14 protein-coding genes are annotated in these 12,237 nt (G+C 69.8%); 7 read left to right on the forward strand and 7 right to left on the reverse strand.

All coding sequences use genetic code 11. The features are described from left to right. Nucleotides 1-3 precede the first annotated feature (3 nt). Nucleotides 4-1,158, reverse strand: coding sequence for an ABC transporter substrate-binding protein (locus tag AB0B91_RS18230; protein ID WP_358320406.1), 1,155 nt, complete (start codon nt 1,156-1,158; stop codon nt 4-6). A gap of 13 nt (nt 1,159-1,171) precedes the next feature. Next, entirely contained in the window at nt 1,172-1,969 is a 798-nt protein-coding gene (locus AB0B91_RS18235) for a fumarylacetoacetate hydrolase family protein (protein ID WP_358320409.1), read from the reverse strand. A 178-nt stretch (nt 1,970-2,147) separates the two neighbouring features. On the opposite strand from AB0B91_RS18235, the gene AB0B91_RS18240 reads away from it, so the two are divergent. From AB0B91_RS18240 to AB0B91_RS18255, 4 genes are all read left to right on the forward strand, one after another. Beyond that, nucleotides 2,148-2,861 carry a dienelactone hydrolase family protein gene (locus AB0B91_RS18240; protein WP_358320412.1) on the forward strand — a complete coding sequence of 238 codons (714 nt, stop codon included), beginning with the start codon at nt 2,148-2,150 and terminating at the stop codon, nt 2,859-2,861. A 164-nt stretch (nt 2,862-3,025) separates the two neighbouring features. Further along, the gene (locus AB0B91_RS18245) at nt 3,026-3,490 is read left to right on the forward strand and encodes a VanZ family protein (RefSeq protein ID WP_358320415.1); all 465 of its coding nucleotides are present in this window, start codon (nt 3,026-3,028) and stop codon (nt 3,488-3,490) included. A gap of 151 nt (nt 3,491-3,641) precedes the next feature. Further along, a complete protein-coding gene (locus tag AB0B91_RS18250; protein ID WP_358320419.1) occupies nt 3,642-4,394 on the forward strand; it encodes a GntR family transcriptional regulator in 753 nt (250 codons plus the stop codon). Between the two features lie 119 nt (nt 4,395-4,513). Continuing rightward, nucleotides 4,514-4,753, forward strand: a complete 240-nt coding sequence (locus AB0B91_RS18255; protein WP_358020553.1) for a hypothetical protein — start codon at nt 4,514-4,516, stop codon at nt 4,751-4,753. 264 nt (nt 4,754-5,017) lie between these two features. On the opposite strand, the gene AB0B91_RS18260 is transcribed toward AB0B91_RS18255, so the two are convergent. Continuing rightward, complete coding sequence (locus AB0B91_RS18260) at nt 5,018-6,118, reverse strand: hypothetical protein (RefSeq protein ID WP_358320422.1); 1,101 nt, start codon at nt 6,116-6,118, stop codon at nt 5,018-5,020. 147 nt (nt 6,119-6,265) lie between these two features. Here AB0B91_RS18260 and AB0B91_RS18265 point away from each other — a divergent pair, with 147 nt between their 5' ends. After that, the gene (locus AB0B91_RS18265) at nt 6,266-6,787 is read left to right on the forward strand and encodes a gamma carbonic anhydrase family protein (protein WP_358320426.1); all 522 of its coding nucleotides are present in this window, start codon (nt 6,266-6,268) and stop codon (nt 6,785-6,787) included. Here AB0B91_RS18265 and AB0B91_RS18270 read toward each other — a convergent pair. Continuing rightward, entirely contained in the window at nt 6,759-7,661 is a 903-nt protein-coding gene (locus tag AB0B91_RS18270; RefSeq protein WP_358320429.1) for a hypothetical protein, read from the reverse strand. The two genes, AB0B91_RS18265 and AB0B91_RS18270, sit on opposite strands and share 29 nt — an antisense overlap. A 62-nt stretch (nt 7,662-7,723) precedes the next feature. On the opposite strand from AB0B91_RS18270, the gene AB0B91_RS18275 reads away from it, so the two are divergent. Together AB0B91_RS18275 and AB0B91_RS18280 are read left to right on the forward strand one after the other, a co-directional pair. After that, nucleotides 7,724-9,415 (forward strand): hypothetical protein, encoded by a 1,692-nt coding sequence (locus AB0B91_RS18275; RefSeq protein WP_358320432.1) that lies wholly within the window; start codon nt 7,724-7,726, stop codon nt 9,413-9,415. Nucleotides 9,416-9,629: 214 nt separating this feature from the next. Next, the gene (locus tag AB0B91_RS18280) at nt 9,630-9,791 is read left to right on the forward strand and encodes a hypothetical protein (RefSeq protein WP_175589978.1); all 162 of its coding nucleotides are present in this window, start codon (nt 9,630-9,632) and stop codon (nt 9,789-9,791) included. Between the two features lie 130 nt (nt 9,792-9,921). Here the strand turns inward: AB0B91_RS18280 and AB0B91_RS18285 are convergent, their stop codons facing one another. The 3 genes from AB0B91_RS18285 to AB0B91_RS18295 are packed head-to-tail and all read right to left on the reverse strand — an operon-like array spanning nt 9,922 to nt 12,094. Continuing rightward, complete coding sequence (locus tag AB0B91_RS18285) at nt 9,922-10,203, reverse strand: metal-sensitive transcriptional regulator (RefSeq protein ID WP_080044376.1); 282 nt, start codon at nt 10,201-10,203, stop codon at nt 9,922-9,924. A 29-nt stretch (nt 10,204-10,232) separates the two neighbouring features. Beyond that, nucleotides 10,233-11,300 (reverse strand): glycosyltransferase, encoded by a 1,068-nt coding sequence (locus AB0B91_RS18290; RefSeq protein ID WP_358320434.1) that lies wholly within the window; start codon nt 11,298-11,300, stop codon nt 10,233-10,235. Further along, nucleotides 11,297-12,094 carry a hypothetical protein gene (locus AB0B91_RS18295; protein WP_358320437.1) on the reverse strand — a complete coding sequence of 266 codons (798 nt, stop codon included), beginning with the start codon at nt 12,092-12,094 and terminating at the stop codon, nt 11,297-11,299. The genes AB0B91_RS18290 and AB0B91_RS18295 overlap by 4 nt, the downstream gene beginning before the upstream one ends. Nucleotides 12,095-12,237: the final 143 nt, after the last annotated feature.

Raw genomic sequence — 12,237 nt, forward strand, 5'->3', positions numbered from 1 at the left:
CGGCTACTTCCTTTCTGGGGGAATCGTGGCGATTACCCGGTTTACGCCATTCTCGTACTTACGGGCGTACCAGTTCTGTACTGGGTTATGCGTCGTAGGGTCGAGCCGGAACGTGCCGCGCGGGCTGGCCAGGTCGCCCACCCGGCCGAGCGCCGCGGACAGGTCGCCGCCCAGCCCGGCCGCCCGGTCGATGAGCTGCATGGCGTCCCAGCTCTGCAGCGCCACGGCCGACGGGTTCCGGCCCGTCTTGGCCTTCCACCTGGCGACGAACGCGGCGTTCTCGGGGGTGGTGAGCGCCGGTGAGTAGAGGCCGACGCTGGTGATCCCCTCGGCGTCGGTCCCGATGGCTTCGAGCACGTCTTCGTCGGTGAGGTTCTGGCAGGTCAGCAGGTCGATCTTGGTGTCGTAGCCGAGCTGCTTGAACGCCTTGGCGAAGGTGACCGCCTCGCCGCCCGCGTAGAAGGCGTACAGGAGCTTGGCGTCCGGCGGGATGCGCCTGAGGTAGGGCTCCAGGTCCTCGGACTTCCCGTACGGGGTGAGGATGCGCTTGAGCGGCTTGACGCCGTACCCCTGGGTGAAGCCGTCGAGCGTCTCGGTGCCCCCCGAATAGTCGGAGGCCATCAGTACGACCCCCGCCTTGCCGTACCGCTCGGCGGCGTACCTGCCCGCCGCGTAGCCGTGTTCGTGGTTGGTGAACGACACCCGGAAGACGCCGGGCCCGCCCAGCTCGTCGGCGCCGGCGTTCGCGATCACCACCGGTGTGCCGGCCGCCTCCTTGACCACCGACACCGCGACCGGCGAGGAGATCAGGCCGGTGATCACGTTCACCCGCTCGCGCGCGATGAGCGACCTGGCCTGCTGCTGCCCCTTCTCGGGGTTGCCCGCGTCGTCGGCGACGATCAGCTCGGCCGGTCTGCCGCCCAGCCGGCCACCATGCGCCTCCAGGTAGAGGTGCATGGCCGCCTCCATGTCGTCACCGAGCGTGGCGTAGACCCCGGTCTGCGAGATGATCGCGCCGACCCTGAGCGTGGGATCCGGCTCCGTCTCCAGCGCGGGCGAGACACCACAGCCCGCGGCGATCAGCACCACCACCAGTCCGAGCACCGGCCCGCGCATGGGGATCATCGCGACGATCGACGGGTGGGTCTCGACCGGCACGCCCCGCCCGGCCTCACGGCGAGAACACCGCCCGCACCGACCCCAGGCCGTCGATGTGCGCCTCGAAGTCGTCGCCCGGCTCGACCGGCACCACGGGCCCGAGCGAGCCGGTCAGGACCACGTCTCCCGCCCGCAGCGGGTAGTCGGTGCGGCCGAGCCGGCCCGCCAGCCACACGGCCGCGTTGAGCGGCTGGCCCAGGCAGGCGGCGCCCGAGCCGGTCGAGACCTCCTGGCCGCGCCGCGTCATCGTCATCGCGGCCCGCCGCAGGTCCAGGCCCATCAGCGAGGCAGGCGTGCTGCCCAGCACGAACGCGCCCGCGGAGGCGTTGTCGGCGATCGTGTCGGCCAGCGTGATGTCCCAGTCGGCGATGCGCGAGTCCGCGATCTCGATGGCGGGCAGCGCGAACTCCACCGCCCTGATCACGTCCGCCACGGTGAAAGGCCCGCCGATCAGGTCGCGGCCGAGCACCAGCGCGACCTCCGCCTCGGCGCGCGGCTGCAGGAACCGCTCCACCGGCACAGGAAGACCATCGAGGTACGACATATCCGCGAAAAGCATGCCGTAGTCGGGTTCGTCGATCCCGAACTGCTTCTGCATCAGCGGGTTGGTGACGCCGACCTTCCTGCCGACCAGCCGCCGCCCCTCGTTCAGCGCCCGCCGCGTGTGGATCTCCTGTACGGCGTAGCCCTCGGCGGCGGTGCTGATCATGTCCCTGACGGGAGCGCACGGCTTGCCCAAGCGCCCGGCCTCGGCCAACCGGTCCGCGGCGTGGATGCCGGCGTCTACCGCCTCTGACCATTCGTCATGCATCAGGCTGCTCCAGCTTCATCGTGATCGTCGTAGGTGGGAGTAGACCAGGAACGTCTCTGACATCGTCTCTTCCGATGGCTTCAGGCGCCATGCCGTACGTACCCGATCTGTGCCGACTCTGTGCCGACAGGCCACGCCATCCATGCGCGGACGGCCGCCGATCGCCATCCTTGACTACATGCAGAAGCGCATCGACCGCATCGCGGCCCACGACGGCTCCTTCGACGTCCATATCTGGCTCCCCGCCACCGGCAGCGGCGGGGGCCCCGGCATCCTGCTCATCCAGGAGATCTACGGCGTCGGGCCGTACATCGTGAAGGTGGCCGAAGAGCTGGCCGCACTCGGCTACGTCGTGGCCGCGCCCGACCTGTTCTGGCGGCTCCAGCCCAACTGGATCGGCGAGCACACTCCCGAGGGCACGGCCGCCTCGATCGAGCTGGCCGCCCGTTTCGACGTCCCGCAGGCCGTGGCCGACTGCGCGCTCACCCTGGCTCATCTGGGCGAGCTGCCCGAGGTGACCGATGGTGTCGGGGCGCTCGGGTTCTGCCTGGGCGGCTCGCTGGCGTACCTGCTGGCCACCCAGGCCGAGCTCGGCGCCGTGCTGGCCTTCTACGGCTCGGCGGTGCCGGAGGCGGCCGGGCTGATGGAGCGCATCGGCTCGCCCTTGCTGCTGGTGTTCGGCGGCAGTGACCCGTACATCCCGCGTGACCAGGTGGCCGCGGTCGAGCAGGCCGCGGCGGGCCAGGACAACGTGCTCATGCACGTCGAGGAGGAGGCCGGGCACGCCTTCCACAACAGCGAGTCGCCGATGTTCCACCAACCCGAGCCCGCCGCGCGGGCCTGGCGGGTCGCGCGCGACTTCCTCGCCGAGCATCTGCCCACTCGCTCGTAGCCACCCGCCCGTGCGGCCGGGCATCCACCGGTACCTATCCGGAGGGACAGCTTCCCGTACCACTGGACGGCCGCCATCATGGTCCGATGGCTCGGACGTGGGGTTTGTGGGGAAACGTCATTATTGCTGGTACTTTTGCGCTGCCGCTGGCCGCACTGGCAATCTTGCTCCTCGCCCGTCACCGCGCCCGAGCCGGCCATCCGGCACCCGTCCGCACCGCCCTGGCCGACATCGGCATCGCCGTCGGCACCGCGCCGTGGGTGTGGATGATCCTCACTCCGGCAGGGGGTCCGGCCGGGGTCAGCCTCGTGCCGTTCAGCGACCTCATCGACGTGGTCAACGCGCCTTGGGAGACCGTGTTGGTGCAGGTGGGAGGCAATCTGCTGGTCTTCGCCGCGCTCGGCGCGCTGCTGCCCGTACGCACCGCGCGGATGGCCTCGACGGCCCGCGTCGCCGCCGTCGCGGCCGCCGCCTCGGTCACCGTGGAGGCGCTTCAGTACGGCCTGCGGCTGGGCCGGCTCTCGTCGATCGACGACGTGATCGTCAACACCTCGGGCGCCGTGCTCGCCGCGCTGATTACTCGCCGCTGGTGGGCGAGCCGAGTAGCGGCTGGGACCGTTCCACGATAACGGTCCGCTGAAACCTGGCCGACTTCATCACACAGGCATGATGCGCTCAAAAGAAGCTCGCGACCATCCCCCGTATCTGTGCGATCGTGGACAAGACGGGGCAAGTTCTCTGGAGACGCCAAACCCGGTTGGTGACAGAGGGTGGTCGAACGTGTCTGAAGTCCCGGTTCCCCACGATTCTCCGATCTATCGACGCATCGCCGACGGTCTCCGATCCCGGATTCTGTCCGGCGAACTGCGCGACGGGGATCGGCTACCGGGCGAGAACGCGCTCATGGCCGACTACGGGATCGCCCGCGCCACCGCCAGGCAGGCGCTCGCCGTACTGATCAACGAGGGGCTGGCGGTACCGAAGCGAGGCTCGGGGGTCTACGTGCGACTGTTCAAACCGATCCGACGGCACGGCTCACGCCGGCTCTCCCGCGAGCAGTGGGGTCAGGGGCGCACCATCTGGGACGCCGACACCCGCGGCCGCCCCTTCACCGTGGACGAGGTGGAGGTGGCGCGCGAGCGGGCGGCCGAGGAGGTCGCGGGCGTCCTCGACAGCGGCGAGGTATGGGTACGGCGGCGCCGCTACTCGGTCGACGCCCGGCCCGTGCAGCTCGCCACGTCCTACTTCCCCGCCCGCCTGGTCGAGGGCAGCGCCATCACGTCCCCCGACACGGGGCCGGGCGGCGTGTACGCGAGGCTGCGCGATCTCGGCCTGCCGCCCACCCACTTCACCGAGGAGGTACGGGCCAGGATGCCGGGACCGCGCGAGACCGGGCTGCTCGACCTGCCCGGCGGCACTCCGGTGATCGTGATCACCCGGACCGCCTACACCGCGACGGGCGTGCCCGTCGAGCTCAACGAGATGGTCCTGGACTCGGCGGCGTACGTACTCCAGTACGACTTCGACGCTTAGGTCAAGCAGAAATGTCAAGCGATAGGTTGATCTGTCCCTTGCGATCATTGCCTTCTCTAGAGATGTGACGGACCCTTCAAGGAGATGGAACCTCGCGTGGGTCCCGGAGGGATGATCAGATGTCCTTTGACCGGCATCTAGCCGACATCGCCCGGGAGTTCGCGCAGTGGACCATCTGGCGGAGCGACGCCGGCCGATGGTGGGCCACGCGACATCACCCGCTCAGCGCGGCGCAGCGCGATGCCGGGTGTGCGATGACCATCGACGCCGACGACCCGGAGGGCCTGCGCGAGCAGCTCCGGGACCAGGAGAGCAGGGCCGGCGAGCACGAGCCGCGAGCCGGTCCGGCGCCTCCGTGATCGCGTCGCGGCGGGCCGTTCCGGCGGTACGCCGCAGACGCTCGCGAGCAGCCCGGTGCCGGGTCCAGCGTCTCGGCGGCTCCGGCACCGGGCCCCCATAGGGGCTGCGAGCGCGGAAGCCCCCGACCCGATCGGGGGCGGGGGCTTCCGCCCGTGGGACGTGAAAGGGCCCCGCCACATCGGGCGGGGCCCTTACCTGCTTACCGGGGCATCCTCATCGGGACCTGTCCGTCGGCAGCCTGTGGATCAGCGGCGTTTCGCCGGTCAGCGGCGGACGTCCGACAGGCGGCCGATGATGTCGACGTCCGTGTCGTCGGAGACGGGGCGGGCGACCTCCGCCGTCCGCTCGGCCGGGTTGTCCTCGACGATGACCCGCACGTCGTCCTGCGGAGTCGGCAGGTGCTCCGGCTCCTCGACGACAGCGTCCTGGACGACGGCCTCCTGGATGACGGTGTCCTGGGCGACAGCGTCCAGAGCGACCGTGTCCTGAGCGACGGTGTCCTGCGCAGCGGGCTCCAGGGGAGCGGGCTCGGGCGTGGAAGCCGGCTCGATGACGAGCGGGCCCGCCTTGCTCTCGGTCTGCATGAGGTCACCGAGCACGGAACTGATCTCGGTCAGCCTCCGCACGACCTCGGTGTGCGTGTTGCTCAGGTATTCGACGCGCCGGCCCGCGTGCTCGTCGAGCGACTCGACCCGCTGCCGCGCCGACTCGAGCGTGGACTCGGCCTCGGCGCGAGCGCTCGTGAGGGTCCGCTCAGCCTCCGAGCCGGCGGACTCCAGAAGCTGCTCGGCCTCCTGCTTGGCGGAGGTGAGCACGCTGTCGGCCTCGGCCCGCGCCTCCCGCACGGTGTCCTCCGCCTCCGTGCGCGCGCTGGTCAGCTTCTCCTCGGCGTCGGCGCCCGCCTGAGCCAGCATGCGCTCGGCGGCCCCCGTCGCCTCGCCCACGCGCCGCTCGGCCTCCGACTGAGCGGAGGTCAGCATGTTGTCCGCCGTCTCACGCGCGGAGGTGACCAGCCGGTCGGCCTCCGACTTGGCGGCGTCACGCACGCTGACGGCCTCGGCCTCGGCGTCCTCCTTCTTGGCGGCGGCTTCCTCTTCCCCCAGCCGGAGAATCTGCGCCAGCCTGGGGCTGAGGTCCTCGTAGCTCTGCGGCGCCTCCACCATGCGCCGTCTGGCCTCCGCCAGCTCGACCCGGCCCTGCTCGGCCTGGTCGATCGCCCGCGCCAGCCGCTCTTCCAGATCTCGGACTTGGTTACGGGTACGGATCATGTAGTCGTGTACCTGACGGCGGTTGTAGCCGCGCATCACGACTTCGAAGGTGTCCTCTTGCATCAGATCGGGAATGCTCTCGTGCTGGTTTGTCATGGGGGTTACCTAAGGGTTTGCGTGAGGCGGGGGAAACCGGCAGCTTGTAAGGGTCTGGCGTCGAGACGTCAGGAATCGACTTTCCTGCCATCTGCCCACGTCCGCAACCGGAACACCAGACCTGAGCCGGGAATTACCATGTGACAGATGTACATCGCTGCATTGGACAACGGGGCAGAGCCGGACATTCATCCCGAGGCGTACATCGCGCCAGGCGCCGTCGTGGTGGGCAGGGTGCGAGTGGGCCGGGCGTCCAGCATCTGGTACGGCTCCGTTCTCCGGGGTGACGACGAGCGAATAGAGATCGGCGAGGAGTGCAACGTACAGGATCTGTGCTGTCTCCATTCTGACGCGGGCGAGCCGGCGATCTTGGAGCACCGGGTCAGTCTCGGCCACAAGGCCATGGTGCACGGCGCCCATGTGGAGTCCGGAGCGCTGATCGGCATCGGCGCGATCGTGCTCGGTGGCGCCCGCATCGGCGCGGGCACTCTGGTCGCGGCCGGCGCGCTGGTCGGCCCGGGCAAGAAGATCCCGGCCGGGGTGCTGGTCGCCGGGGTGCCGGGGAAGATCATGCGCGAGCTCACCGACGACGACCGGGCGAGCTTCGCGAGCACGCCGGACAACTACATGGCCAAGGCGCTCAGGCACCGGACGGCGTCACCACTTTGATCAGGACGTCGTCCGGCACCGACGCGGTGTTGAGCGGGTCCGCGTAGTCGGGCAGCTCGGGCCGGAGAAACCGGACGAAGTCGACGGTCAGCTTGAGGTCGGGCGTGCCTTTGACCTGTTTGGCATTGCCCTTGGTGGGGTCCTTCTTGAGCGCGCCGTAGCTGTCCCAGTCGGTGTAGGCGGTCATGCCCCACTGCAGCACCTCGGGCAGCTCCGACGGCCAGCGCCCGCCGACCTTCCAGGCGCCGCCGTCCTCCTTGTACAGGGCCACCGCGAGGCGCCCGACCCTGGCCAGGACGAGCTCCACCCAGCCGCTCTTGATCGTGACCTCGTGCGGCCCGGAACTACCGTCCTTGGTGTACGTCATCTCCAGCCGGCCGCTCGCGTCGGCCGTGCCGGTGGTGACCGACATCCAGTTCGCCTTCCCGTACGAATTGGGCACCCTGGCCATCAGGCCGCCCAGCGAGAACTTCCGCGTGGGCTTGGCGCCCTTCTTGCCCTCGACCTTGAGCCGCGCGTGCATGACGATGTCCCCGGCGAGTTCCTGGTAGACGAACGGGCCGCGGAAGCCGTCGAACCACGCGGAAACCTTGGGCTCCAGGTATAACGAGCCCTTGGCGGTCGTGTTCACGTCAAGTTTGGCGATCCGATCGAGGTCCTTTTCGGTCTCGCTCAGCTTGCTCCACACCGACAGACCGGTGGCGGCGGCGAACTCGTCCGACGCCGAGCCCACCTCTCCGCCGGGCTTGGGGGGTAAGGCGTCCTTCAGGGTCAGGACACCGGGGCCGGTGGGAGAAGGTTGCGCCGAGGTAACCGTCCCACACCCCGCGAGGACGCCGACGACCGACAGAACCCCTACCCATGTTGCCCTCATAGTGGACATTCTGCCGTGTAGAGCCTCTTGTCGATTGAGATCGGACCAGTACGATGGCCGCCGTGCGCCCCTGGAATGCGTTCACCGCCGTCGAGGCGGACGTCCGCGCGATGGTCGCGGACCCGCGCTGGCAGGGGCTTCCCGTGCCCGTACGCGCCCAGGTGATCGCGGCCAGAGCCCTGGTGACACCCGAGGGCGACAGATGGCTGTTCGGGGCGCACGCGCGCTGGTATCTGCACGACCCCGCCGACGGCCGCTGGCACGCCTCACCACCGCCCAGAGGCGCTCTCACCCGCAACGCGGGGCACCCCGCCGCGGTGCTGCCCACCCGGGTGATACCGCGCGGGCCCGACTTCGCCGCCGAGCCCGGCTCCACCCAGGCGTTCGTCGGCCCTGACGTGCCCCACGCGCTCACCGATCGGATCCGGCTGCTGCTGCGGGGCGAGGAACGCCGGTCCGAGCGCGACTACCCGATGAGCGCCTTCGACCAGATCTTCGCCAGAGACGTGCCGAGCACGGTCGCCGCGATCTGGGGGACGATCATGTGGTGCGCGTACGCGCCCGCCTTCGACGGCAACGAGCGGCTCATCACGGCCTTCGGCGAATATCTGCGGCGGCCGCTCCCCGGTGACGAGTGGGTGCGCTGGCTGCCCGCGCCACCGCTGCTCGACCTCGTCACGCTCGTCTCCGAGCGGCTGCGTGCCGGCCACTCCCGAGCCGCGCTCCGGCTGGCCGCGATGATGGCCGACACGGCCCAGATCCTGCTCTCGGACCCCCGGTTCAGGCCGCGCGCGCTGGCGCTGCTCACGATGGTGGAGCCCACGCTGAGACAGCCCCACCTGGACGACCGCGCGGCCCTGCGCGACGACCACACGGTACGACAGGCGTGGCTCGACCGGCTGCCGGAGCGGCTGGGCCGGGGGGTGCTGGTGGAGACCGACCCCGAGGCGCACTTCCGCCACACCGTGTACGACCTGGTCGAGGCGCTGGACTTCACCACCGAGCCGGCCCGGGCGGCGGCCGCCTTCCTGGCGGACCTCTCCGACTCGCGGGGGCTGCTTCCCGGTTACCTGGACCACCGTTTGCGGCGGGCGTACGACGAGCTCGCCAGGGCCGGGCTGACGAGCACCTCCGCGGCGGAGACCACCCAACCGGAGGGCTTCCCCGCGCAGACGCCCCCGCCCTACCCATGGCGCTCCGACCCACCGGAGACGGGCGCCTACGCGGTGCCCTCTTCATGGACCGGGGTCGGTGTTCACGCCATGCCGGAAACAGGCGCCTACGCCATGCCGGAGACGGGCGCTCACGCCGTACCAGGAACAGGCGCCTACGCCATGCCGGAAACCGGCGCCTACGCCTTGCCGGAAACCGGCGCTCACGCCGTACCAGGAACAGGCGCTTACGTCACGCCGGGAACGGGCACCCACGGCGCACGACAGCCGGGCGCCTTTGCCGTGCCGGAAACCGGCGCTCACGCCATGCCGGAGACAGGCGCTCACTCGGTGCCGGGGACGGGCGCTCATGGCGTGCCGGGGGCGGGGAGGGCGGCGTCTGTGCAAGAGGAGGCGCGGGCGTCAGGATCCGGTGTCGAGCCGCCCGATCGGGCGGCAGCGGCGGCCGTGCTGGGGGCCGCGTACGCCGTCGGGCTGGCGTGGGGGCGGCTTACGGGGGCGCGGGTGCCGGAGCGCGGGTTCGCGGGAGCGGCGGCGCTGGTCCATCGCTTGATCCCCGAACGCGACGACATGCACTCCTAAACCACTAATACCGCTATTTCACCCTAACCCCGCCTATAGCCTTCTAACACTTGAGGCAACGCACCATTAGCTGAATTGTGATCTCGGATTCGGGAAATGATCCCCATGGGGCCCAGGTGGCGTTCAAAGGAATGACTCCGATGGGCCATGTCGCCCGAAGGGCCCCCGCCGTAACCTCGTAGAGGGTGTGGGCTGCGGAAGGAAGGACGACGCGGTGGGGCACGATGACCTGGACTCTCGGGTCCACGACCGTGTCGCGTTGGACGAGATTGCGCTCTACGCTGAGGTGCTCACCGCCGTCGCTATCAGTGAGCGGCGGCTGACCTTGGACGAGCTCGACGACGCGCTCGGATTGCGGACTTCGGCGAGTCGCTGAAGACCATCACTAATGACCTAGTCCCGGATCCCATCGGGGTCCGGGACGGTGGTTTCCGCGGATGGTTCACTACCGCACAACATAACTAGTTAACTGCGCGCGCCATCTCCTACGAACGGACGAGACGCTCCTACGAACGGACGAGACGCGCGATCGCCGCCGACGCTTCTTTGACCTTCGCCTCCGCCTCGGGCCCGCCGGTGTTGATGGCATCGGCCACGCAGTGCGAGATGTGCTCCTCAAGCAGCCCGAGAGCCACCGCCTGCAGCGCCCGCGTCGCCGCGGACACCTGGGTCAGCACGTCGATGCAGTAGGCGTCGTCGTCGACCATCCGCTGCAGACCCCTGATCTGCCCCTCGATCCGCCTGAGCCGCGTCAGATACGCCTGCTTGTCTCCGCTGTACCCATGCATGCTCCTACGGTACCCGTAACCCGTATCAATCAGCGGAGGTCGCCGAGCAGCTTCTCCCACTGCTCGCCCACTTCGGCCGCCTCGTGCCGGATGGCCGTCTCCAGCGCGCCCGCGGCCAGCGAGCGGCGCCGGCGCTCGTCGTCGATCAGCGCGAGCAGCGCGGCCGCGAACAGCTCCAGCCCGCCGTCGCCCTCCGGCACCAGCACCCCGTTGTAACCGGTGGCCACGAACTCGTTCGGCCCCCTGGCGCCGTCGAAGGCCACCACCGGCACCCCGCAGCCCATGGCCTCCAGCACGGACATGCCCAGATCGGCGGTGGTCGAGGTGTTGGCCACGATCGACGCCTTGGCGAACTCCCCCGCCAGGTCCGGGGTGACGCCCATGAAGTAGACGTGGTTGTGCAGGTCGAGCTCCCGGACGAGAGCACGCAGCCGCCGCTCCTCTGGGCCCCCGCCGTACAGTCGCAGCCGCCAGTCCGGCCGCTTGTCGGCGACGGTGGCGAACGCCCTGATCAGCCTGTCGTACGCCTTGATGGGCTCCCACCTGCCGCCCGCCGCGACGATGCGGTTGTCCATCCGCGAGCGCGGCCACGGCCCGCCGGGCAGCGCGTCCGGCACGACATGTACGGGCGCCCCCTCGCCCAGCAGCTCGCGCCACTCCTCCTGCGCGCTGTCGGTGGCCGTGACGACGGCGTCGAGCCGCGGATAGAAGCGCTGGACGGGCCCGAGTATCGCCGGCCGCGCCCACTCCCTGGCGAGCTTGAGCGTCTCCCGTGGCGCGTGCCTGGCCGCCTGGACGCTCAACCCCGGCCTGGTGGTGATGAGGACGTCGGTCTTGAGGTTGCGCAGCACCCGCCACAGCGCCACCTCGGTGCGTACCTGCCCCCTCGGCAACAGGTGCCTGACCCCGGGCCGGAGATCGACCACGGAGCGCATGGCCACCTTCGGGCCCACGGGGAAGAAGGGCTTGTCCTTCTGCCGCCGGAGGCTGATCACCTCGACGTCATGGCGGTCGGCGAGGGCGGTGGCGAGGTTGAGGGTGGAGCGTATGTCGCCACGCATGGCGTACGCGGACGAGACGAAGATGCTGACCTTCACCTGCCCACCTCGATCCGCAGCTCGTCGTCGGCGGTGTAGGCGGGACGGACGGCCACCCCGTCGACCCTGGCTGACGGGTAGTGCAGCCGGCGGCGCTTGCCGTCTATGTCGTCGAGTCGGGCACCCAGCATCATGGGCGTCGGCACGCCCTCGACCTCCAGCGACGGCTCCCAGACGCCCGAGGACTCCGGATCGGCCTCGACCACGTCGACCAAGGAGAACGCGGCGTGGAAGCGCACCCCCTGCACGGTGGCCACCGTGCGGATGGTCGTCCCGGTGGGCTGCTCACGCTGGAGCGCCAGCCTGGCCTCGTGACGCGAGTCGTCGTCATCGAGGCCGGTGTAGGCGAGCAGACCCATCACCTCGAACCGGCCCTCCCTGAACCAGATCGAGCGCACCTCCGCCGCCGGCTCGGCGTCGGCTATCTTCAGCGCCAGGAAACCGTTGCGCGTGCGATAGGAGCGATAGGCGAGGGTCCGCTTGCACAGGGCGTAGGCGTCGAGGTGGTCGAGCGAGAAGCCCGGGTCGATGCTGCGCAGCCGCGAACGTTTGCCGTCGCGGCGCAGATAGGCGTCCCAGCGGCCGGGGCTGAGCATCAGCGGCGCCAGCGACACCGCCAGGCTGGCCTCTCGCGTCCTGGCGCCCGGCGTGCCGAGCAGCACGTCACGCTCGACCCCCGTCGTCCGGTGCCTGAGCACGAGCTCCGTGCCTTCCCTCAGCGGCTCCTCGATCGCGAGTCGCAGGGAGAGCACGTCGGCGAGCGTGACTTCCGCGTCTGTGACGACGACGCGCATCACGAGCCCCCTCCCCGTCGAATGAAGCCATGCGACGTTGAGGTTACCGTGATTTTCCCGTTATGTGGATGGCAGTTTTCCTCTACTCGGCCCTTCTGACGTGCGGAACTCCTCTACAAGCGCTGTAGAGGAGTCCGACTTTG

The sequence above is a fragment of the Nonomuraea sp. NPDC049141 genome (assembly GCF_040648415.1).
Lineage (GTDB): Bacteria > Actinomycetota > Actinomycetes > Streptosporangiales > Streptosporangiaceae > Nonomuraea.

Bases quoted from the DNA above. Each gene is read 5' to 3' on its own strand.
- AB0B91_RS18235 (WP_358320409.1), bottom strand. From the start codon at position 1,969: ATGCATGACGAATGGTCAGAGGCGGTAGACGCCGGCATCCACGCCGCG.
- AB0B91_RS18240 (WP_358320412.1), top strand. From the start codon at position 2,148: ATGCAGAAGCGCATCGACCGCATCGCGGCCCACGACGGCTCCTTCGAC.
- AB0B91_RS18255 (WP_358020553.1), top strand. From the start codon at position 4,514: ATGTCCTTTGACCGGCATCTAGCCGACATCGCCCGGGAGTTCGCGCAG.
- AB0B91_RS18260 (WP_358320422.1), bottom strand. From the start codon at position 6,118: ATGACAAACCAGCACGAGAGCATTCCCGATCTGATGCAAGAGGACACC.
- AB0B91_RS18265 (WP_358320426.1), top strand. From the start codon at position 6,266: ATGTACATCGCTGCATTGGACAACGGGGCAGAGCCGGACATTCATCCC.
- AB0B91_RS18270 (WP_358320429.1), bottom strand. From the start codon at position 7,661: ATGAGGGCAACATGGGTAGGGGTTCTGTCGGTCGTCGGCGTCCTCGCG.
- AB0B91_RS18285 (WP_080044376.1), bottom strand. From the start codon at position 10,203: ATGCATGGGTACAGCGGAGACAAGCAGGCGTATCTGACGCGGCTCAGG.
- AB0B91_RS18295 (WP_358320437.1), bottom strand. From the start codon at position 12,094: ATGCGCGTCGTCGTCACAGACGCGGAAGTCACGCTCGCCGACGTGCTC.